At 43.3% G+C, this 22,512-nt stretch carries 20 protein-coding genes, 2 pseudogenes and 1 riboswitch; of the genes and pseudogenes, 15 read left to right on the top strand and 7 right to left on the bottom strand.

Going from position 1 to position 22,512, the window contains the following annotated elements:
* Positions 1–2,048, top strand: a 2,048-nt coding sequence (gene mutS, locus SORDD16_RS01800) for a DNA mismatch repair protein MutS (protein WP_241733941.1), incomplete at its 5' end; no start/stop codon positions are given.
* 42 nt (positions 2,049–2,090) lie between these two features.
* Here mutS and SORDD16_RS01795 read toward each other — a convergent pair.
* A complete protein-coding gene (locus SORDD16_RS01795) occupies positions 2,091–2,549 on the bottom strand; it encodes a DUF3021 domain-containing protein (protein WP_061452132.1) in 459 nt (152 codons plus the stop codon).
* Positions 2,546–2,986 (bottom strand): LytTR family DNA-binding domain-containing protein, encoded by a 441-nt coding sequence (locus SORDD16_RS01790; protein ID WP_061452131.1) that lies wholly within the window; start codon positions 2,984–2,986, stop codon positions 2,546–2,548. Before SORDD16_RS01790 ends, SORDD16_RS01795 begins: the two co-directional genes overlap by 4 nt.
* A gap of 204 nt (positions 2,987–3,190) precedes the next feature.
* On the opposite strand from SORDD16_RS01790, the gene mutL reads away from it, so the two are divergent.
* Complete coding sequence (gene mutL, locus SORDD16_RS01785) at positions 3,191–5,140, top strand: DNA mismatch repair endonuclease MutL (protein ID WP_061452130.1); 1,950 nt, start codon at positions 3,191–3,193, stop codon at positions 5,138–5,140.
* A 147-nt stretch (positions 5,141–5,287) separates the two neighbouring features.
* Here mutL and SORDD16_RS01780 read toward each other — a convergent pair whose 3' ends face one another.
* Positions 5,288–5,785, bottom strand: coding sequence for a helix-turn-helix domain-containing protein (locus SORDD16_RS01780; RefSeq protein ID WP_061452129.1), 498 nt, complete (start codon positions 5,783–5,785; stop codon positions 5,288–5,290).
* Between the two features lie 158 nt (positions 5,786–5,943).
* Between SORDD16_RS01780 and ruvA the strand changes: the two genes are divergently transcribed.
* The 3 genes and pseudogenes from ruvA to SORDD16_RS01765 all read left to right on the top strand — a co-directional run bounded on the left by ruvA (position 5,944) and on the right by SORDD16_RS01765 (position 7,783).
* Complete coding sequence (gene ruvA, locus SORDD16_RS01775; RefSeq protein WP_061452128.1) at positions 5,944–6,537, top strand: Holliday junction branch migration protein RuvA; 594 nt, start codon at positions 5,944–5,946, stop codon at positions 6,535–6,537.
* Positions 6,538–6,548: 11 nt separating this feature from the next.
* Positions 6,549–7,109, top strand: coding sequence for a DNA-3-methyladenine glycosylase I (locus SORDD16_RS01770; RefSeq protein ID WP_061452127.1), 561 nt, complete (start codon positions 6,549–6,551; stop codon positions 7,107–7,109).
* A pseudogene (locus SORDD16_RS01765) lies at positions 7,110–7,783 on the top strand (lysostaphin resistance A-like protein).
* Between the two features lie 48 nt (positions 7,784–7,831).
* Here SORDD16_RS01765 and SORDD16_RS01760 read toward each other — a convergent pair.
* From SORDD16_RS01760 to SORDD16_RS01750, 3 genes are all read right to left on the bottom strand, one after another.
* Entirely contained in the window at positions 7,832–8,863 is a 1,032-nt protein-coding gene (locus SORDD16_RS01760) for a S66 family peptidase (protein ID WP_061452126.1), read from the bottom strand.
* Positions 8,864–9,003: 140 nt separating this feature from the next.
* On the bottom strand, positions 9,004–9,681 hold the full coding sequence (locus SORDD16_RS01755) for a DUF1129 domain-containing protein (RefSeq protein ID WP_061452125.1): 678 nt from the start codon (positions 9,679–9,681) through the stop codon (positions 9,004–9,006).
* A gap of 11 nt (positions 9,682–9,692) precedes the next feature.
* On the bottom strand, positions 9,693–10,637 hold the full coding sequence (locus tag SORDD16_RS01750; RefSeq protein ID WP_000815619.1) for a magnesium transporter CorA family protein: 945 nt from the start codon (positions 10,635–10,637) through the stop codon (positions 9,693–9,695).
* 136 nt (positions 10,638–10,773) lie between these two features.
* On the opposite strand from SORDD16_RS01750, the gene uvrA reads away from it, so the two are divergent.
* The 10 genes from uvrA to SORDD16_RS01700 all read left to right on the top strand — a co-directional run bounded on the left by uvrA (position 10,774) and on the right by SORDD16_RS01700 (position 22,046).
* Complete coding sequence (gene uvrA, locus SORDD16_RS01745; protein WP_061452124.1) at positions 10,774–13,605, top strand: excinuclease ABC subunit UvrA; 2,832 nt, start codon at positions 10,774–10,776, stop codon at positions 13,603–13,605.
* Positions 13,598–14,659, top strand: a complete 1,062-nt coding sequence (locus tag SORDD16_RS01740; RefSeq protein ID WP_061452123.1) for a M24 family metallopeptidase — start codon at positions 13,598–13,600, stop codon at positions 14,657–14,659. Before uvrA ends, SORDD16_RS01740 begins: the two co-directional genes overlap by 8 nt.
* A 55-nt stretch (positions 14,660–14,714) precedes the next feature.
* Positions 14,715–14,866: riboswitch (M-box (ykoK) riboswitch) on the top strand.
* Between the two features lie 195 nt (positions 14,867–15,061).
* Complete coding sequence (gene mgtA, locus SORDD16_RS01735) at positions 15,062–17,722, top strand: magnesium-translocating P-type ATPase (protein WP_061452122.1); 2,661 nt, start codon at positions 15,062–15,064, stop codon at positions 17,720–17,722.
* A 134-nt stretch (positions 17,723–17,856) separates the two neighbouring features.
* The gene (gene spx, locus SORDD16_RS01730; RefSeq protein ID WP_061418394.1) at positions 17,857–18,255 is read left to right on the top strand and encodes a transcriptional regulator Spx; all 399 of its coding nucleotides are present in this window, start codon (positions 17,857–17,859) and stop codon (positions 18,253–18,255) included.
* 63 nt (positions 18,256–18,318) lie between these two features.
* A complete protein-coding gene (locus SORDD16_RS01725; RefSeq protein WP_061452121.1) occupies positions 18,319–18,888 on the top strand; it encodes an SP0191 family lipoprotein in 570 nt (189 codons plus the stop codon).
* Between the two features lie 86 nt (positions 18,889–18,974).
* Positions 18,975–19,241 carry an IreB family regulatory phosphoprotein gene (locus SORDD16_RS01720; RefSeq protein WP_000507060.1) on the top strand — a complete coding sequence of 89 codons (267 nt, stop codon included), beginning with the start codon at positions 18,975–18,977 and terminating at the stop codon, positions 19,239–19,241.
* Between the two features lie 3 nt (positions 19,242–19,244).
* Positions 19,245–19,664, top strand: a complete 420-nt coding sequence (gene ruvX, locus SORDD16_RS01715; protein ID WP_061452120.1) for a Holliday junction resolvase RuvX — start codon at positions 19,245–19,247, stop codon at positions 19,662–19,664.
* A gap of 15 nt (positions 19,665–19,679) precedes the next feature.
* Positions 19,680–19,985 carry a DUF1292 domain-containing protein gene (locus tag SORDD16_RS01710; RefSeq protein ID WP_061452119.1) on the top strand — a complete coding sequence of 102 codons (306 nt, stop codon included), beginning with the start codon at positions 19,680–19,682 and terminating at the stop codon, positions 19,983–19,985.
* A 264-nt stretch (positions 19,986–20,249) separates the two neighbouring features.
* Positions 20,250–21,500, top strand: coding sequence for a bifunctional folylpolyglutamate synthase/dihydrofolate synthase (locus SORDD16_RS01705; protein ID WP_061452118.1), 1,251 nt, complete (start codon positions 20,250–20,252; stop codon positions 21,498–21,500).
* A 90-nt stretch (positions 21,501–21,590) separates the two neighbouring features.
* Positions 21,591–22,046 carry an SP_0198 family lipoprotein gene (locus tag SORDD16_RS01700; RefSeq protein ID WP_061452117.1) on the top strand — a complete coding sequence of 152 codons (456 nt, stop codon included), beginning with the start codon at positions 21,591–21,593 and terminating at the stop codon, positions 22,044–22,046.
* A gap of 65 nt (positions 22,047–22,111) precedes the next feature.
* On the opposite strand, the pseudogene SORDD16_RS12280 reads toward SORDD16_RS01700, so the two are convergent.
* Positions 22,112–22,512, bottom strand: a pseudogene (locus tag SORDD16_RS12280) (transposase); the annotation flags it as partial.

Genomic DNA, 22,512 nt, shown 5'->3' with positions numbered 1-22,512 from the left:
GGGAAATCCGTAACCTCAAGGCTCGTGAAGTGGTGCTGGGGGATGACTTGTCTGAGGAAGAAGAACAAATCCTCAGTCGTCAGATGAATCTGGTACTTTCCTACGAGAAAGAAGGCTTTGAGGATGTCCATTTACTGGATTCGCGTTTGGCAGCTGTGGAACAAGCAGCATCTAGTAAGCTCCTTCAGTACGTTCACCGGACTCAGATGCGAGAATTGAATCACCTCAAACCAGTTATTCGCTATGAAATCAAAGATTTCTTACAGATGGATTATGCGACCAAGGCTAGTCTGGATTTGGTTGAGAATGCCCGTTCAGGCAAAAAGCAAGGCAGCCTTTTCTGGCTTTTGGATGAAACCAAAACGGCTATGGGAATGCGTCTTTTGCGTTCTTGGATCCATCGTCCTTTAATTTATAAGGAGCGAATCGTCCAACGTCAAGAGGTGGTGCAGGTCTTTCTTGACCATTTCTTTGAGCGCAGTGATTTGACAGACAGTCTCAAGGGTGTTTATGACATCGAACGTTTGGCTAGTCGGGTTTCTTTTGGCAAGACCAATCCCAAGGATCTTTTGCAATTGGCAACCACCTTATCCAGTGTACCACGGATTCGTGCGATTTTAGAGGGAATGGAGCAGCCTGCTCTAGCCTATCTTATCGAACAGTTAGATGCCATCCCTGAGTTGGAGAGCTTGATTAGTGCTGCCATTGCTCCTGAAGCTCCTCACGTGATTACGGAAGGTGGCATTATCCGTACGGGATTTGATGAGACCTTAGACAAATACCGTCGTGTGCTCAGAGAAGGGACTAGTTGGATTGCTGAGATTGAGGCTAAGGAGAGAGAAAACTCTGGTATCAGCACGCTTAAGATTGACTACAATAAAAAGGATGGTTACTATTTCCATGTGACCAATTCGCAACTGGGAAATGTACCAGCCCACTTTTTCCGCAAGGCAACGCTGAAAAACTCAGAACGCTTTGGTACTGAGGAATTAGCCTGTATCGAGGGAGATATGCTGGAGGCGCGTGAGAAGTCGGCCAACCTAGAATATGAAATTTTTATGCGCATCCGTGAGGAAGTCAGCAAGTACATCCAGCGTTTGCAGGCTCTAGCCCAAGGAATTGCGACCGTTGATGTCTTGCAAAGTCTCGCAGTTGTGGCTGAAACCCAGCATTTGATTCGACCTGAGTTTGGAGACAATTCACAAATTGATATCCAGAAAGGGCGCCATGCTGTCGTCGAAAAGGTTATGGGAGCTCAGACCTATATTCCTAATACGATTCAGATGGCAGAAGATACGAGTATTCAGCTGATTACAGGGCCCAACATGAGTGGGAAGTCTACCTACATGCGTCAGCTAGCCATAACAGCGGTTATGGCCCAGCTAGGCTCGTATGTGCCGGCAGAAAGTGCGCATTTGCCTATCTTCGATGCTATCTTTACCCGTATCGGAGCAGCAGATGACTTGGTTTCAGGTCAATCAACCTTTATGGTAGAGATGATGGAGGCCAACAATGCCATTTCGCATGCGACCAAGGACTCCTTGATTCTCTTTGATGAATTGGGACGGGGAACTGCAACTTATGACGGGATGGCTCTGGCCCAGTCCATTATCGAATACATTCATGAACATATCGGAGCCAAGACCCTCTTTGCGACCCATTACCATGAGTTGACTAGTCTGGAGTCCAGTTTGGAACACTTGGTCAATGTCCACGTGGCAACCTTGGAACAGGATGGGCAGGTCACCTTCCTTCACAAGATTGAACCAGGGCCGGCTGACAAATCCTACGGTATCCATGTTGCTAAGATTGCTGGTTTACCAGCAGAACTTTTAGCAAGGGCGGATAAGATATTAACTCAACTGGAGAGTCAAGGGACGGAAAGCCCTGCTCCGATGAGAGGAACAAGTGCTGTTACTGAACAGATGTCACTCTTTGATGCGCCTGAAGAACATCCTATCCTAGCAGAATTAGCTAAACTGGATGTATACAATATGACACCTATGCAGGCTATGAATGTCTTGGTTGAGTTTAAACAAAAATTATAAAAAGAATCCCACTCATGCATTTGTGAGTGGGATTTCTCTCTATTACTTTTTATGGGCCAAGAGTTGATTGATGTGGTCTACTTTTTTTGCTTCTCTTTTATAGAGAATAACCCAGATGATGAGGTAGACGATCGCAAACTCTGGAATGAGCTGGAGATAGAAGGTCCAGTGGAAGGGGAACCAACCAGCCAGAGTTGCTAGTGGAACAAAGCCAGCCAGCATGAGGAAGAAGTGGGAAAGTGTGGCACGGAGCAAGCTCCAGTCACGGCTGAATAAACGACCACCAAAGCTAAAGAGAACGCCGATAGCTGACCAGATAATCGTGCAGTAGAGCAAGACCAGAGCACCGTGAACTTGATGTTGAATCATCGCTTGGCCGATCAGAGACTCGGGACTCAGTGGCGCATAGGTATTTGGGGCATAAATGAGTGAAAAAAGGATAGAGAGGATGAGGCCGATAAGAACACCCGCGGCTGCATCGTGAAAGATTTGTTTTTTCATAGTTCTAATTTCTCCTTGATGGTTTTTAGGTAGCGGCGTGAAGAGTAGGTGAAACTTTCGTTTTTTAAGAAAATTTCAACCAGACCGTTGGGCGTGAGCTTGAGATGAGAGATGGAGTCGATATTGACGATTTCAGATTGGGAAATTTGGATAAAAGTTGTCGGCAGAATTTCAAGAACCTGATAGAGTCGCAAATCAACGCTGTAGGTCTGAGATGCAGTTTCTGCTAGAACCTTTCGGTTTTCTATATAGAAGCGCTGAATCTTGCCAATTTCAACTAGATAGACCTGATCTTCAATCTTTCCTTTGATTGTTTCTTTTTGGTCAAGATTTTCAGCGAACTCGATGACTTTCAGGACTTTCTCGGTTGATTTAGGTGCTTGAACAATCAGCTTTTCTTCCTTGTAGGTCTCCTTAATCTGTAGTTCTACTTTCATAAACTTCCCTCCTTTTCATACAAAGTTAATCTCACTTCTTGTACACCTTTATTAAACACTATTTTACGACCCATGACAAGAGCTTTTGCCTATGTGGAGGGATTTGGAATCTATGTGGTATTTGCTTTTTCTGATAGTATCTGAAATATGGTATAATAGCACTAATCAATTTCTAGGAAAATAGATACAGAAAGGGGCTGAAAGATGTCTCATATTATTGAATTGCCAGAGGTGCTGGCAAACCAGATTGCAGCAGGGGAGGTTATCGAACGTCCTGCTAGTGTCGTCAAAGAGTTGGTAGAAAATGCCATTGACGCGGGCTCTAGCCAGATTATCATTGAGATTGAGGAAGCTGGTCTCAAGAAAATTCAAATCACCGATAATGGTCATGGAATTGCCCATGATGAGGTGGAATTGGCCTTGCGTCGACATGCGACCAGTAAGATAAAAAATCAAGCAGACCTCTTTCGGATTCGGACACTCGGTTTTCGAGGTGAAGCCCTGCCCTCTATCGCTTCTGTCAGTGTCTTGAATCTGTTGACGGCGGTGGATGGTGCGAGTCATGGAACCAAGCTCGTTGCGCGTGGGGGAGAAGTTGAGGAAGTCATTCCAGCGACTAGTCCTGTGGGGACCAAGGTTTGTGTGGAGGATCTCTTTTTCAACACGCCTGCCCGCCTCAAGTATATGAAGAGCCAGCAAGCGGAGCTGTCTCATATCATTGATATTGTCAACCGTCTGGGATTGGCTCATCCCGAGATTTCTTTTAGTTTAATCAGTGATGGCAAGGAAATGACGCGGACAGCAGGGACTGGCCAACTGCGACAAGCCATCGCAGGGATTTACGGTTTGGCGAGTGCTAAGAAGATGATTGCCATTGAGAACTCTGACCTAGATTTCGAAATTACAGGTTTTGTGTCTCTGCCTGAGTTAACCCGAGCAAATCGTAACTATATCAGCCTCTTCATCAATGGCCGTTATATCAAGAACTTCTTGCTCAATCGCGCTATTTTGGACGGTTACGGAAGCAAGCTCATGGTAGGGCGTTTTCCACTGGCTGTCATCCATATCCATATCGATCCTTATCTGGCTGATGTCAATGTCCATCCAACCAAACAAGAAGTGCGGATTTCTAAGGAAAGAGAACTGATGACCTTGGTTTCAGAAGCTATTTCAAATAGTCTCAAGGAACAAGCCTTGATTCCTGATGCTTTAGAAAATCTTGCCAAGTCGACCGTGCGTAATCGTCAAAAGGTAGAGCAGACCATTCTCCCACTCAAAGAAAATACGCTTTACTATGAACAAACAGAACTCTCAAAACCTAGTCAAGCTGAGGTGGCTGATCACCAGGTAGAATTGACTGATGAAGGGCAGGACTTGACCCTGTTTGCCAAGGAAACCTTGGACCAGCTGACCAAGCCAGCAAAGCTCCATTTTGCAGAGAGAAAGCCAGCTAACTATGATCAACTAGACCATCCGGAGTTAGATCTAGCTAGTCTCGATAAGGCTTATGACAAGCTGGAACGAGAAGAAGCATCCAGCTTCCCAGAGTTGGAGTTTTTCGGGCAAATGCACGGGACTTATCTCTTTGCTCAGGGCCGAGATGGACTCTACATCATAGACCAGCATGCGGCTCAGGAACGGGTTAAGTACGAGGAATATCGTGAAAGCATTGGCAATGTTGATCAGAGCCAGCAACAACTCCTAGTACCTTACATCTTTGAATTTCCTGCAGATGATGCCCTTCGTCTCAGGGAAAGAATGCCTCTCTTAGAGGAAGTGGGTGTCTTTCTAGCAGAGTACGGAGAAAATCAATTTATTCTACGTGAACATCCTATTTGGATGACGGAAGAAGAAATCGAATCTGGCATCTATGAAATGTGTGACATGCTCCTCTTGACCAAGGAAGTTTCGATCAAGAAATACCGAGCAGAGCTAGCTATCATGATGTCCTGCAAGCGGTCTATCAAGGCCAACCATCGTATCGATGATCACTCAGCCAGACAGCTTCTCTATCAACTTTCTCAATGTGACAATCCCTACAACTGTCCTCATGGACGTCCTGTTTTGGTGCATTTTACCAAGTCGGATATGGAAAAGATGTTCCGTCGCATTCAGGAAAATCATACGAGCCTTCGTGAGTTGGGGAAATATTAAGAACACAAAAAGCCTTTGTTTTCCAAACAAGGCTTTTTAGTTTTTCTAAGGTGGTACTTTGATTGGACATGGCAAATTGCCATGAGGTTTACACTTGCTTGACAAGACCGGTCCTATAAAAGTACTGAGAAATATGATTCAATTGACTCAAAGTTTCGGAGAGTCGTCTTGGTTCGAAGGATTCTCAAGACCAAGCACTTTATCAAGATAACGTTGTTTGGTTTTGAGAGTCTTGTTGATCGCAATTGCTGAAGCAATCAAAAGAACGAAGGTCAGCCAAATCCAGGCAGTGAATTCGGCTGGGAAACTAGAACCAGCTAAAAAGAGATAGATGGCCAGAGCCAAGACGAAAATATAAATCACTTGCCAGAGACCAAAGGATTTAGCCTCTTTATAGTATTTGTCCTTGTTTTCCTCCAAGATTACTTCTGAGGAACCTTTTTCAGAGTTTTCATCCAGTAGTAGATAGTCAGTTGTCACTTGAAAAATCTTACTTAATTCAATGATTTTTTCGATTTCTGGAAGGACTTGTCCAGACTCCCATTTTGAGATGCTTTGCCGAGAAACATTGATTTGTTCTGCTAGCTTTTCCTGGGACCAACCTTTTTCCTTTCGGAGCTCAAATAGTTTTTCTGCGAGTTTCATTATTCTATCCTCCTTTTTCTACCCCTATCCTAACAATTTTTACTTATAATGAGAATACAATCTACTGTACTATTTGTCAACCAGAGGTTGCACCTTTTGTTGCAGTCTGTCTTGGGGAAATATGGTATACTAGATAGGCAAAATAATGGAGAAAAATTATGTACGAATATCTAAAAGGAATCATTACCAAAATCACTGCCAAATACATCGTCCTAGAGGCGAATGGTATCGGTTATATCCTGCATGTAGCCAATCCCTATGCTTATTCAGGTCAGGTCAATCAAGAAATTCAAATTTATGTGCACCAAGTTGTCCGTGAGGACGCACATCTGCTCTATGGTTTTCGCTCAGAAGATGAGAAGAAACTCTTTCTTAGTCTGATTTCGGTATCAGGGATTGGTCCGGTGTCAGCTCTTGCTATTATCGCTGCCGATGATAATGCTGGTCTGGTTCAAGCGATTGAGACCAAGAACATCACTTACTTGACCAAGTTTCCAAAGATTGGCAAGAAAACAGCCCAGCAGATGGTGCTAGACTTGGAAGGCAAGGTAGTCGTGGCTAGTGATGACCTTCCTGCCAAGGTGGCAGTGCAAACCAGCGCTGAAAACCAAGAACTGGAAGAAGCTATGGAAGCTATGCTAGCGTTGGGCTACAAGGCAACTGAGCTCAAGAAAATCAAGAAATTCTTTGAAGGAACGACGGATACAGCAGAGAACTATATCAAGTCAGCTCTCAAGATGCTGGTGAAATAGGAGAATATACTATGAAAACCCGCTGTGGCTGGGTCAAAATGACCAATCCCCTTTATATTGCCTACCATGACGAAGAGTGGGGGCAACCTCTTCATGACGATCAAAAGTTATTTGAACTTCTTTGTATGGAAACCTATCAGGCAGGTCTATCTTGGGAAACGGTACTTAATAAGCGTCAGGCTTTCCGAGAAGCCTTTCACCAATATGATCTTCAGCGTGTCGCAGAAATGACCAACGAGGAATTGGAAACCTTGTTAGAGAATCCAGCCATCATCCGAAACCGTGCCAAGCTCTTTGCGACGCGTGCCAACGCCCATGCATTTTTACAAGTCCAGGAAACCTATGGCTCTTTTGACACTTATCTCTGGTCTTTTGTTGAAGGAAAAACAATAGTCCATGATGTCCCTGACTACCAAGAGGTAGCGGCCAAAACAGCCTTGTCAGAGCTGGTAGCTAAAGATCTCAAAAAACAGGGCTTCAAGTTCACAGGTCCTGTGGCAGTTTTGTCATTTCTTCAGGCTGCAGGTCTGGTTGACGACCATGAGAATGATTGTGAGTGGAAGGGGAGATAAATGATGTCCAACAAACATAAGAGAATCCTTATTTTTGTGCTTCTCTATACAATTCTCTTTGTTTTTGACGGTGTTAAATGGTTAGCTTCCTTGATGCCATCTTCAATTACGAATTATCTAGTCTATGTAGTATTAGCTCTGTATGGTTCTTTTTTACTTAAGGATAGATTGATCAAACAATGGAATGAGATTAGATATTCTAAAAGGAGATTCTTTTTGAAGTCTTAACAGGATGGCTCTTTCTCATTCTGATGACTGTTTTCTTTGGCTTTATATCAGGAATATTGAGGCAGTTTTTTGGGCTAGTCGGACAAGGTCTAAACCAGTTGAATATTCAAAGTACCTTTCAAGAGCAACCATTACTGATAGCAGTTTTCGCCTGTATCATTGGACCTCTGGTGGAAGAACTCTTTTTCCGTCAAATTTTATTGAGATATTTGAGGAAAAGTCTACCAACTTGGCTGAGTGTCTTTTTGGTCGGCCTTGCCTTTGCATTTACTCATATGCATAATTTAAGTTTATCAGAGTGGGTCGGTGCCATCGGATACCTAGGTGGTGGTCTTGCCTTTTCTATTATTTATGTGAAAGGGAAAGAAAATATTTACTATCCCTTGCTAGTTCACATACTAGGAAACAGTCTCTCTTTTATGATTTTAGTCATCAGTAATATGTGACGTTTTAGTAGTTATACAAGAGAAAAAGCTGAGAAACTCCTCTCAGCTTTATTTGTTATAGTCAAAATGAATGACTTGCTCCTGTGCATCTACATAGGCGTGAACGCCAAAAGGGATAATGGCTCTTGGAGTTGCGTGGCCGACATTTAGATTATAGACAATCGGGATATTGTTATCAATGATATCCAATAGTGCTTCCTTATAGTCGTCATAGAAGGTTTCATCCATTGGCTTTCCGACCAAGAGTCCACTGATGACCTCAAATACCCCAGTTTCTTTCAAAGTCTGCAATATCTTTTTGAAGTCTTCCAGGTCAGGCTTTTCTTCGCTTGTTTCTAACAAGAGAATCTTTCCTTCCCAGTCTGACAAGTCAGGGAAAAGTTTGTATTTTTGGCAGAGCTCCGTGCTGTCTGCGTATCGAGAATTGTCAAAGATATCATAGAGAGACTCAAGGCAACCACCGAGGATTTCTCCCTCGAACTGGGCATTTCCTTGCAACAAGTCAAAACCGGTATTTGCATGACTGACACGAGGTGTTCCTAAAGCCTTGGGACTGAAGTCAGTTCGTTCCACATACCAAACGTCACTAGGGCGAATTTCTGAGATTTTTCCTGTCTCGATCAATTCTTTAAAGTAGTGGAGACTATAGGGCAACATCTCCTTGTCCAATTCACAAATATCTGCTAAAAAGGATTGACCATAAAAAGTTTTAACACCTAGTTTGTGCAACATGAGATGGTTCATGGTTGTATCCGAGAAGCCAAGAAAAATCTTTGGTTTGATAACCTTTTGAAGCTGGTCATTTTCAAAAAGATAAGGTAGCAAGCGATAGGTATCATCCCCACCGATGGCGCATAGGATCATGTCGATGCTGTCATCAGAAAAGGCCTGCATCAAATCCTCTGCACGCGCTTCAGGATGATCCTTGATAAAGTCTAAACCTTTTAACGAATGGGGCAAAAAGACAGGATTGAGTCCCAAGTCCTTGAGACGTTGGACACCTAAGTCCACTTCGTGTTTGACAAAATCCTCTCCGATAATGCCACTAGATAAACTCACGATACCAATAATAGAAACCATAACTCATCCTCCTAGAAATGGATTGAGCCTATTTTATCACAAAAGGTGAGAGAAAGCTATGTGGGCTTTCAGAAGAATGCTTTTAAATCAGGAAAGTAGTAAAAAAGCAACCGCACCTGCAGTTGCTTTTTCTATTCTCCTTAATAACGTGATGGTCCCGCGCTTGCGCTTCGAATATTGAAACGTTTCTTGAGATAGAAACGAAGGGCTAGGAGAACTGCGCCGATAATAGCTAGTGGCAATGGAGCAAGTACGGGGTTAAGGCTAGCTGGTAGGAAGCTTGTTGCAAAGAAGACAACCAACCAAAGGACCATAGAGGCCAGGATGACGAGGATTGATTTCCAGAATGGAGGACGCTGGCTACGGTCTGTGTCTGGTCCATAGTACTGGTAGACAAAGTAGTACATCAAGTAGAAGGCAAGTCCTCCTACAAGTCCAACCAACAAGAGGGTAATCAACCCATAGCCAATAGCCTGATCTGTAGAGAAGAACGTAGTCAGAGCGCTAACCAATGCAAAGAGACTGGTGATAAAAAGGGCTGAGTCCATAATCATGAGTTTTGGATCGTCATTTTCTTTTGGATGCTCTTTTTCATATTGCTCCTTGACAGTGAAGCTATGAGCCCAGTGGGTTGGAGCACCATAGAGTGAACGAGCTGTCGTCCCTTTGGCTTGCTCTTCAAGAATTTGGGGAATGATTTCCTCAAAGACAGCCTTGATTTCAGCGTCTGTTTTGCCATCTTTGAGAAATTGTTGGGTAGCGATGTGGATAAACTCTTGGTTTTTCTTGGTTAGTTTTTGTAAATCAATCTGAGACATAGGGATTCCTCTTAGAACCATTTTTTATGGATGAGATAGAGAGTGAGCGAAACACTCATAGCAAAGGCGATAAAGACGATTAACCAGAAGGCGTGTGGTTCACCGTTCAAAGGGATTTCATTATCCTTGAAGTTCATCCCATAGGCTGAGAAGATCATGGTTGGGATAGACATGACAATGGTCACGAGAGCCAGGGTTTTCATGATGTTGTTCTGGTTGTTGGAAATGATAGAGGCAAAGGTCTCTGTCATAGAGTGAAGGACGTTTCCATAGATATCTGCCATCTCGATGGCCTGTTGGGTTTCAATCAGAGTGTCTTCGAGTAGGTCTTCGTCTTCTAGGTATTTCTTGATATTGCTGGTTGCGCTAGTCAATTTCTTAATCACGCGCTCATTTGTCTTAAGCGAGGCCTTGAAATAGACGATGGTCTTTTCCAATTCCATGAGCTCGATCAGCTCTTCGTTTCGAGTAGACTTGTGAAGTTGACTTTCGATTTGTTCACTCTTACGGTCAATCGAACGGAGAGCTGTCAGGTAAAGCTCGGCGTTACGGTAGAGAATCTGGAAGATAAAACGTGAACGCATGAAGGTATAAAAGTTACGCAGTCTACGGTTGATAAAGACATCAAGAACAGGGAGGGATTCCAAACAGGTAGTGATAATGGTTTCCTCGGTGATGATAATCCCCAGCGGAATCGTTACGTAGTAGGTGCGATTGTTTCTCTCCTCTGTGATGGGAACGTCCACGATGATCAAGGTATACTCATCTTCAATGGTAATACGGGACATTTCTTCCGCATCGAGCGGTGCCCGGAGGTCGGCGATGTCAATATCGAAGGCGTTGGCGATTTCCAACGATTCATTTTGTGTAGGATTGACGAGATTGATCCAAGTGCCCGGTTCAAGCGTGTCGATCTCTTTAAATTCAGTTGTTGTTGAGAGAAAAACCTGTTTCACATCCCCTATCCTTTCCTACTATTCAGTGATTCATTTTTTGCACCGTACTATTATACTATAAAAACAGCTTTTTGGGTAATAGAATTTCACATTTTTTGGTATAATGGAAAGCAATAATGGACTAGAAAGAACAAAGATGCAAGATAAAATTGTGATTCATGGGGCGCGTGCCCATAACTTAAAAAATATCGATGTGGAAATTCCACGAGACAAGCTGGTCGTCGTTACCGGTTTGTCAGGTTCAGGGAAATCCAGTCTAGCTTTTGATACCCTCTATGCTGAGGGGCAACGTCGCTATGTAGAGAGTCTATCAGCCTATGCTCGCCAGTTTTTGGGCAACATGGAAAAACCAGATGTGGATGCCATTGATGGCCTCAGCCCAGCTATTTCCATTGACCAGAAAACCACCAGCAAAAACCCTCGCTCGACCGTGGGAACCACGACTGAAATCAACGATTATCTGCGTCTCCTCTACGCACGTGTGGGGACGCCTTACTGTATCAACGGACATGGGGCTATCAAGGCTTCTTCTGTAGAGCAAATCGTGGATAAGGTCTTGGAATTGCCAGAACGCCAGCGCCTGCAAATCTTAGCTCCAGTTATCCGAAAGAAAAAAGGGCAACATAAGAGTGTCATTGAAAAGGTTCAGAAAGACGGCTATGTCCGCGTCCGAGTGGATGGGGAAGTCTATGATGTGACCGAAGTTCCAGAGTTGTCCAAGAGCAAGCAACACAATATCGATGTTGTGGTCGACCGTATTGTCATCAAGGAAGGTATCCGTAGCCGTCTCTTTGATTCCATTGAGGCTGCCCTTCGTATCGCAGAAGGTTATGTGATTATCGACACTATGGACGATTCTGAGTTGCTCTTTTCTGAGCACTATGCCTGCCCGGTTTGTGGTTTTACCGTTCCAGAGTTAGAGCCACGTCTCTTCTCCTTCAATGCTCCTTTTGGCTCTTGTAGCGAGTGTGACGGTTTGGGCATCAAGCTGGAGGTGGATACTGATTTGGTGGTTCCTGATGCCAGCAAAACCTTACGTGAAGGAGCGCTGGCACCTTGGAATCCTATCTCATCCAACTACTATCCAAATATGCTAGAGCAGGCCATGACAGCCTTTGGAGTAGATATGGATAAGCCCTTTGAGGACTTGTCAGAAGAAGATAAAAACTTGATTCTCTATGGGTCTGATGGCAAGGAATTCCATTTTCACTATGAAAATGAATTTGGTGGTGTGCGCGATATTGACATTCCTTTTGAAGGAGTTGTCAATAATATCAAGCGTCGTTACCATGAAACTAACAGTGACTACACGCGCACCCAGATGCGTCTCTACATGAATGAGCTGACCTGCGGAACTTGTCACGGCTACCGTCTCAATGACCAGGCCTTGTCTGTCCGTGTGGGTGGTGAGCAAGGGCCACATATCGGTGAAATCTCAGACCTGTCTATCGCAGACCACTTGGACTTGGTGAGTCAGCTGACCTTGTCTGAAAATGAAGCCATCATCGCCCGTCCCATTCTCAAGGAAATCAAGGATCGCTTGACCTTCCTCAATAACGTAGGTCTTAACTATCTGACTCTGTCACGCTCGGCAGGAACCCTTTCAGGTGGTGAGAGTCAGCGAATTCGCTTGGCGACTCAGATTGGGTCTAACCTATCAGGTGTCCTTTATATCCTTGATGAGCCGTCCATCGGTCTTCACCAGAGGGATAATGACCGCCTGATTGCCAGCCTGAAAAAGATGCGCGACTTGGGCAATACTCTCATCGTGGTGGAACACGATGAAGATACTATGCGTGAGGCGGATTATCTGATTGACGTTGGTCCGGGTGCCGGTGTTTTTGGTGGGGAGATTGTTGCTGCAGGTACGCCAAAGCAGGTGGCTCGCAACAGCAAGTCTATCACAGGCCAGTACTTGTCTGGGAAACGTGCCATTCCAGTGCCAGCAGAGCGCCGTGCTGGAAATGGTCGCTTTATCGAAGTGACAGGTGCGCGTGAGAACAACTTGCAAAATATCACTGCTCGCTTCCCATTAGGAAAATTCATCGCGGTGACAGGGGTGTCGGGTTCAGGGAAATCGACCTTAATCAACAGTATCCTCAAAAAAGCCATTGCCCAGAAGCTCAACCGCAATTCAGACAAGCCTGGTAAGTTTAAAACTATCACAGGGATTGAGCATGTAGACCGCTTGATTGATATTGACCAGAGCCCCATTGGACGAACGCCAAGGTCTAACCCGGCTACCTATACGGGAGTTTTTGACGATATACGAGACCTCTTTGCTCAGACAAACGAAGCTAAGATTCGAGGCTATAAGAAGGGCCGTTTCAGTTTCAACGTCAAGGGTGGTCGTTGCGAAGCCTGCTCAGGTGACGGGATCATCAAGATTGAGATGCACTTCTTGCCAGATGTTTACGTGGCTTGTGAAGTCTGCCACGGGACTCGCTACAACAGTGAAACCTTAGAAGTTCACTACAAGGAAAAGAATATCTCGCAGGTTTTAGATATGACTGTCAACGATGCGGTAGAGTTCTTCCAACACATTCCCAAGATTCAACGTAAACTTCAGACCATCAAGGATGTGGGGCTGGGCTATGTAACGCTAGGGCAACCAGCTACCACCCTTTCTGGGGGAGAAGCCCAGCGTATGAAGTTGGCTAGTGAACTCCACAAACGCTCGACAGGAAAATCTTTCTACATTCTGGATGAGCCGACGACAGGGCTTCATACCGAGGATATCGCTCGCTTGCTTAAAGTCTTGGCTCGCTTTGTCGACGATGGCAATACCGTCCTTGTTATCGAGCACAATCTGGATGTCATCAAGACAGCAGACCATATTATTGATTTGGGACCTGAGGGCGGTGTCGGTGGTGGAACCATCATCGCAACAGGAACCCCAGAAGAAGTAGCGGCCAATGAAGCCAGCTACACAGGACACTATTTGAAAGGAAAGTTACATCATGAATAAACGTGTGCAAGCATTTCTAGCTAAAATGCAAGAAAAAGAATTAGATGGTATCATCATCAACAACCTTAAAAACGTCTATTATTTGACTGGTTTTTGGGGTTCAAATGGAACAGTCTTTATCAGTCGTGACCGTCAGGTTTTGGTGACAGACTCTCGCTATATCATTGCAGCTAAGCAAGAAGTGACAGGGTTTGAGATTGTAGCTGACCGCGATGAATTGGCTGTTATTGCAGGCATTGTTAAGGATATGGGCTTGTCTCGCGTCGGTTTTGAAGACGAGATTTCGGTCTCTTATTACCACCGTATGCAGGCAGCCTTTGAAGGAATTAACCTGCTTCCTCAGACTCAGTTTGTTGAAGCGCTTCGTATGATTAAGGATGAGAAAGAGATTGCGACTATTCGAAAGGCTTGTTCTATCTCGGACCAAGCTTTTCGAGATGCGCTTGACTTCATCAAACCAGGAAAAACTGAGATCGAAATTGCCAACTTCCTTGATTTCCGCATGCGTGAGCTAGGAGCATTTGGCTTATCCTTTGATACAATCCTAGCAAGCGGTATCAACTCTTCCAAACCCCATGCCCATCCTATGCACAAACCAGTGGAGCTAGGAGAAGCCATTACCATGGACTTCGGTTGCCTTTATGACCACTATGTCAGTGACATGACACGGACCATCTACCTCGGTCATGTCAGTGACGAGCAGGCAGAAATTTACAATACGGTTCTGAAAGCCAACCAAGCCTTGATTGACCAAGCTAAGGCAGGTTTAGGTTTCCGCGACTTTGACAAAATTCCTCGTGATATTATTATCGAGGCAGGCTATGGCGACTACTTTACTCACGGTATTGGACACGGTATTGGACTTGACATCCACGAAGAACCTTACTTTAGCCAAACTTCTACCGAGAGCATTCAAGCTGGTATGGTCTTGACTGATGAACCAGGTATTTATATTGAAGGAAAATACGGTGTTCGTATTGAAGATGATATCTTAATTACAGATAACGGTTGCGAATTGTTGACTCTAGCACCGAAGGAATTAATTGTTATTTAAGAAAATTATGATAAATCGTTGACTTTTATATTTTAAAGGTTTATACTGATAGACGAAAACGGTAGGTGAGGCTACCATAGGGATACGGATGACTACCGCAAAGCAGTGGAGACACTACTCGTTGGTCAACAGTCCTGGTCGCGAAGGCCAAGACTAAGTTCATTACATCGCCCTATGGAGTTAAAGCTTGAACGAAAAAACAGATAATTAGTTTTTTAATCCTGCCATTTTATGGTGGGATTTTCTACTGTTTTAAAACAAGGAAAGGAGACAAACGATGCAAATTGACGATCATCCAGAACCGCACATACACAGCCAATCGCTGATTTGTGTCGTTCTGCCCTTATAAAGTGATTGGTCTCTGTGTATGAAACACATCATTCATACAGATAGGAGAAACCAATGAAAACTACAAAAGAAAGATTAGCAACAGCTATTCGCACACCTTTAAACGAAACTCTATCTTTTTATAAGACAAGTCTAACAGGCTTGACTGAGGAGCAGGTGGAGAAAAATCGTGATCTATATGGCGAAAACACCATCACAAAGGGTCAAGAAGACAGTATCCTTAAAAAGATTTACGAATCTATTATCAATCCATTTACAATCATCCTGCTGGTCATCGCTATGATCTCCATGGTGGCCAATGTCTGGTTGGCAAAGCCTGGACAAGAAGATCCGACGACCTCTATCATCATCGTTGTTCTCGTTCTAATCTCTGGTGGCATACGCTTTGTCCAAGAACTGCGGAGTGACAAGGCTGCGACCAATCTATCAAAAATGATTGTGAATACAGCCACAGTTATTCGCGAAGGCCAGAGTTTAGAGGTCGCAATTGAAGATTTGGTCGTTGGAGATATAGTCAAGTTAAGTGCTGGGGATATGATACCAGCAGACCTCATTTTAATTGAATCACGTGATTTCTTTGTTCAACAGTCTGGTTTGACAGGTGAAAGTGACTCGGTTGAAAAACTAGCCTTGTCAAAAATGAGTCAGTCAAACTTTGATAGTCTGCTAGAAGCAGAAGCGCTCGCCTTTATGGGAACCAATGTGATATCAGGAAGTGCCAAGGCTTTGATTCTAGCGGTCGGCGATGACACCATGATGGGAGAAATCGAGCAAACTCTCAATACCTATGACGAACCGACCTCATTTGAGCGGGAGATGAACAGCATCTCTTGGCTCTTAATCCGTTTGATGTTAGTCATGGTTCCCATCGTCTTCCTCTCCAACGGCTTGACAGACGGAGATTGGTTAGAAGCTGGCGTATTTGCCTTGAGTGTGGGTGTTGGGCTCACACCTGAGATGCTTCCTATGATCATCACGGCCAGTTTAGCAAAAGGCTCCATTATCATGGCCAAGGAAAAAGTCGTCATCAAAAAACTCAATGCCATACAAGATCTAGGTGCTATTGATATCCTGTGTACGGATAAAACCGGGACCCTTACCCAAGACGAAATTGTCCTTGAATATCCTTTGGATATACATGGAGATTTGGATTTGTCTGTGTTGAGACGGGCCTACCTCAATTCCTATTTTCAAACCGGTTTGAAAAACTTGATGGACCGTGCCATTATCAGTAGAACTGAAAAAGAAGCTAAAGAACACGCTATTCTACAAAATTTGGATACTAGCTTCCAAAAAATAGATGAATTACCCTTTGATTTTGAACGCAGACGGATGAGTGTCATCGTCAAGGATGAGAACGAAGTTGTTAGTTTGGTAACCAAGGGTGCCCTAGAGGAAATGCTTGCGATTTCAACCCATGTGGAATATCAAGGTCAGATTAGCCCTCTGACGGATGATATCCGAGTGGAAATCTTAAAAGAAGTGGACCAACTCAATCAGCAAGGCTTGCGAGTTTTGGGAGTCGCCTATAAAACAGGTCTAAAAGAAGGTTTTGCTTACTCCGTTGAAGATGAAAAGGAGATGATTCTAACAGGCTATCTTGCCTTCCTAGATCCACCAAAACCATCTGCAGCACCTGCTATCCAAGCTTTGTTAGAACACGGTGTTCAAACAAAGATCTTGACGGGGGATAATGAGAAGGTAACCCAAGCAGTTTGCGAAAAAGTTGGTCTAGACGTTGATCAAATCTTGTTGGGATCTGATATTGACGCTATGACAGATGAGGAGTTGGCCCAAGCAGTTGAGAAGGTGACTGTCTTTGCCAAACTCTCTCCGGATCAAAAAGCACGAATCATTTTACAAATCAAATCGAATGGACATTGTGTCGGCTATATGGGAGATGGGATCAATGATGCCCCTTCTATGAAAGTAGCCGATGTGGGGATTTCTGTTGATACAGCAGTAGATATTGCCAAAGAGACAGCTGATGTCATTTTGCTAGATAAGGATTTGATGGTGCTTGAAAAAGGGCTGGTTGAAGGGCGTAAGGTCTACGCTAATATGACCAAATATATCAAGATGACGGTCAGCTCTAATTTTGGGAACATTTTCTCTCTGTTAGTGTCTGGTATCTTTTTACCTTTCCTTCCTATGGCTCCGATTCACTTGATTGTGTTAAACCTCGTCTACGACCTTTCTTGCATAGCTCTTCCTTTTGATAATGTGGATGAAGACTTTTTGAAGCATCCTCATAAGTGGGAAGCCAAGTCTATTACTCGCTTTATGATTTGGATGGGTCCGATTTCTTCGGTTTTCGATATTTTGACCTTTATTTTGCTCTATTTTGTCATTGTGCCAATGGCGACAGGCCAAGCCTATGTTCACGGAGCAGAGTCTGCAACGGGCTTTATCATTTTGTTCCAGACAGGTTGGTTCATTGAATCCATGTGGTCCCAAACCATGGTTATCCATATGCTTCGTTCAGCAAAATTGCCTTTCTTACAAAGTCGACCATCATGGTTTGTTCTTGGTACAACCTTGCTAGCAGCTAGTTTTGTGACCTTCCTTCCCTACTCTTCAATTGCTAGCCTGCTTCATTTAACCCCTTTGGAACCAATTTATTTCCTCTTTTTGCTTTTGATTATTGTTCTCTATATGATAAGTGTTACAGTTGTGAAACGAATCTATATCAAAAAATTTAAAAGTTGGCTATAAATTGATTTTGTCAAGAAAAAAGTACGGAAATCGCGAAAAAAGTTAAATTTTTTTAAAAATAGGTCGCAAGTCGGATGTTTTTTATGGTATAATAGATTAAACTGTTAGTAACATGTAGCGAAAGGGGTAGGCACATGATTAAGATTTATACCGTCTCCAGTTGCACAAGCTGTAAGAAAGCGAAGACTTGGCTCAACGCACACCAGTTAAGTTATAAAGAACAAAATCTTGGTAAAGAAGGAATTACAAGAGAAGAGTTATTAGACATTCTAACGAAAACAGAGAATGGAATTGCTAGTATTGTATCATCAAAAAACCGCTATGCGAAAGCTTTGGGAGTTGACATTGAAGATTTGAGTGTCAATGAAGTGCTCAACTTAATCATGGAAACACCACGGATCTTAAAGAGTCCGATTCTCGTTGACGAGAAGCGCCTACAAGTCGGCTATAAAGAAGATGATATCCGTGCCTTCTTGCCACGCTCTGTCCGTAATGTAGAAAATGCAGAAGCACGTCTACGTGCAGCTCTATAAACATCAAGGCTGGGGGATCTCCTAGCCTTGTTCGCTTTTAATCTAATAAACATGTGAGGAAATATGAAAAGAATAGTAATTAGCACAGCCGTTCTCCTTCTCTTGCTTGTAGGATGCGGACAAAAGAAGGGAACAACTGCCACTTCAAAAACGTCATCAGAAGATCTCCAGTCTACTCTGCCAGTTTTGGAAAATGCAGAAAAGAATACGGTTGTGACCAAGACTTTGATTCTCCCCAAGTCAGAAACTGGAAGCAAACAAACACAAACCATTACCTATAAAGGAAAACAATTTCTAAAATTGGTTATTCAGCAGACACAGCCGTTAAATGAGGAATTGAAATCCTTTATCGCTGATTATGGTCTCGAAGAAACAAAGAAAGCCTTTGCAGAAGCGGAAGAGAAAGATGAAAGTCTCCAAGAAGCACGTAAGCTAGAAGGATTTACGGTTGAGACTCAGTTAATCAGCGAGACAGAGATGGAAACTACGACGACCTATGATTTACAAGTCTTAGATATCAAAAAAGCGGCGCAAGTAGAATACCTAAAAAATATTGGCTTAGAGAGTCTTTTGAAAAACGAACCAAGCCAATATATCGAAGACAGAATTGCAAATGGAGCGACAGAAGAGTAGAAAATCCAAATAAATAGACGGACTTATTTGTAGAACGTAAGGAAATATGTTATAATAGTGCTATTCTAAGGAAAGAGGGTGTTAGAATGGGATTTACTGAAGAAACTGTACGGTTTAAATTGGATGATTCCAACAAGAAGGAAATCAGTGAAACGTTGACAGATGTCTATGCTTCTCTGAATGAAAAGGGTTATAATCCGATAAATCAAATCGTCGGTTATGTATTGAGTGGAGACCCTGCCTACGTTCCTCGTTACAATAATGCACGAAATCAAATCCGCAAGTATGAGCGTGATGAAATTGTTGAAGAATTGGTACGCTACTACCTTAAAGGACAAGGAGTCGATCTATAATCTATGAGAATTATGGGATTGGACGTCGGTTCAAAAACGGTAGGCGTTGCCGTTAGTGACCCACTAGGTTTTACGGCTCAAGGCCTTGAAATTATCCAAATAAATGAGGAGCAGGGTCAGTTTGGCTTTGACCGTATCAAGGAATTGGTTGACAGCTATGAGGTGGAACGCTTTGTAGTAGGTTTGCCAAAAAACATGAACAATACAAGCGGACCGCGCGTGGAAGCTAGTCAAGCATATGGAGCAAAGCTAGAAGAACTCTTTGGTTTGCCAGTAGACTATCAAGATGAGCGCCTGACGACGGTGGCAGCAGAGCGGATGCTGATTGAGCAGGCGGATCTCAGTCGCACCAAACGCAAGAAAGTTATTGATAAGTTAGCTGCGCAGCTAATTTTACAGAACTATTTAGATAGAAAATTTTAAGATAAAGGAGAGGCTATGGCACACGATCATAACCATGAACACGAAGAACGTGAACTAATTACACTTGTAGATGAGCAAGGAAATGAGACTTTATTTGAAATTCTTTTGACCATTGACGGCAAAGAAGAATTTGGTAAAAACTATGTTCTTCTAGTACCAGTTAATGCAGAAGAAGACGAAAATGGAGAAGTTGAAATCCAAGCTTACTCATTCATCGAAAATGAAGACGGAACAGAGGGTGAATTGCAACCAATCCCAGAAGATTCAGAAGACGAATGGAATATGATTGAAGAAGTCTTCAACAGTTTTATGGAGGAGTGATACAGTCTGGGAGACTGTATCACCCCAACTCCTAAAAATTGGAAGAGTTGGAACGTCTGGGAGACTGTATCACCCCAGTTCCTTGAAATTAGAGAGAACTGGTAAGTTCAGTGAACATTTTTACCCTTACGCTAAGAATAAAGATTGTAAGTAAGTTCAGGGGAAGTTTTTAGCCCTTCTAGAGACGAAGTGGAATAGTGGGTAGTTTTTAATTACCTAAACAAAAGCGAAGGGTCACTTCGCTTTTTTGTTAAGGAGATATGTATGTTTGAAGTAGAAGAATGGCTCCATAGTCGGATTGGTTTAAACTTTAGATCTGGTCTTGGACGAATGCAACAAGCAGTGGATTTACTGGGAAATCCTGAGAAGACCTATCCTATTATCCATGTAACAGGAACTAACGGCAAGGGGTCAACTATTGCCTTTATGAGGGAGCTATTCGCAGTTCACGGTAAAAAAGTTGGCACCTTTACATCTCCTCATATCATCAGTATCCATGATCGAATCTGTATCAATGAGCAACCGATCGTAGATGAAGACTTTATCCGTATAGCTAACCAAGTCAAGGAGATGGAAAAAACTCTTTTGGAAACACATGATCAATTGTCTTTCTTTGAGTTGTTGACCCTGATTGCTTTGCTTTATTTTAAAGAGCAGGAAGTGGATCTAGTTCTTCTAGAAGTGGGGATTGGTGGTTTGCTTGACACCACTAATGTCGTAACAGGCGAGATTGCAGTTATTACTTCGATTGGGCTAGATCATCAGGAGACCTTGGGTGACAGTCTGAAGGAAATAGCCGAGCAGAAAGCTGGTATTTTCAAGTCTGGCAAGAAGGCGGTCATTGCCAAGTTTGATCCAGAAGAGGAGCTTGTCTGCCAAAGTAAAGCGAGAGAGTTAGACGTAGATCTTTATCAAGCTGGACAAGACTTCGCTTTGAAAGCTGGAAATTTCTCAAGTAAGCTAGCAAGCTTTTCACAGCTTAAAATCGGTTTGGAAGGTGCTTATCAGCAAGAAAATGCCGCCTTGGCTTTAGAAACCTTTCTTCTATTTATGGCGTCAAGAGGTAAAAGGGTCGAAGAAGAGCTTGTCAGACAGGCTTTGAAAGAAACTCACTGGGCAGGTCGATTGGAACGGATTCGTCCGAAAATCTACCTAGATGGGGCTCACAATCTGCCAGCCTTGACTCGTCTAGTAGAGTTTATTCAGGGGAAAATCCAGCAAGGCTACCAGGTTCATGTCCTTTTTGGTGCCCTTAAACGCAAGGATTATCAGGGGATGCTAGGTTATCTAACAGAGCAGTTGCCTGAGGTGGAACTTAAGGTAACAGGCTTTGACTACCAAGGTTCTCTGGAAGAAAAGGATGTGGCGGGTTATGATTTGATTCCTTCCTATGGCGATTTTATCAGAGAATTTGAAGAAAAGGCCAATGACCAGGACTTGCTTTTCGTGACTGGGTCACTCTACTTTATCTCGGAAGTACGAGCGAGTTTAGTAGGAAGCGATGGGATTAGTTGACCTTCTAGGTTTAAGTTGCTATACTGGAGGTAGGAGGTATTTCTGGAAACGATTCCAGCAAAACATTGGCACAAAAGAAAGGAAATCGCTATGAAAACGAAAATATTCACACTTTCTATTGCTTCCCTAGCAATTCTTAGTCTTTTAGCAGCTTGTGAACCTAAGGCACAAGCTCCTACCCAGCAATCTGCTCAGCAATCATCTACTCAACAAGAATCATCTTCTAGCGCTGCGACAAGTGCTAGTCAACCACAAGCCTCCTCAAGTCAGGACACTACTGTAGCTCAACCTACGAATATCGATGGTACCTATACTGGAAAAGATGAGAATGACCAAATCACTCTTGTTGTAACAGGTAAAACTGGTACATGGACTGAGGTCGAGCCAGATGGAGATAAGGAAATCAAGCAAGTCACCTTTGAGCCAGAAAATCAACGTGTCATTATCGGTGATGATGTCAAAATTTACACGGTCAATGGTAATCAATTGATTATCGACGATATGGACCGAGAGGCATCTGACCGAGTGGTATTAACTAAGCAATAATGATTAAGTAAAAGTTCCAATGAGATGAAAGCTATCTTTTTGGAGCTTTTTTCTATCTTGAATTGTCAAATTAAGTGCACATTTTCTTCATAGAAAACTTCATAAGGTGTTTTCCAGTTCAGACATTTTTGTGGCCTATTATTAAGTTTGTTCTCCCACAGCTGATTCTGATGATTCGTGAATTCTTTTCCTCTATCTGGAGTGATGGTTTCTTTCGACAGGGGCTCCAACATTTGTGCCATAGCCTCTATGACAAGTTTGCTTTTCTTGGTGGCTATCTTCTAAATTTAAAAAAAACGAGAATTGCGGTCGATTAAAGTAATCAAGCAAATTTTCCCGATTTGACCTGCAACGATGTCGGATTTCCAATCACCGATCCTAGTCGGTTATTGGTCACTTCTGAATTTTCGTATGACGTGTTTTGCCACGATGGTGGAGTTTGCGAATCACACCCCGAGCACCATGT

The sequence above is a fragment of the Streptococcus oralis genome, assembly GCF_001578945.1.
Taxonomy (GTDB): Bacteria; Bacillota; Bacilli; order Lactobacillales; family Streptococcaceae; genus Streptococcus; species Streptococcus oralis_Q.
This window is presented reverse-complemented; position numbering and strand designations above follow the sequence as displayed.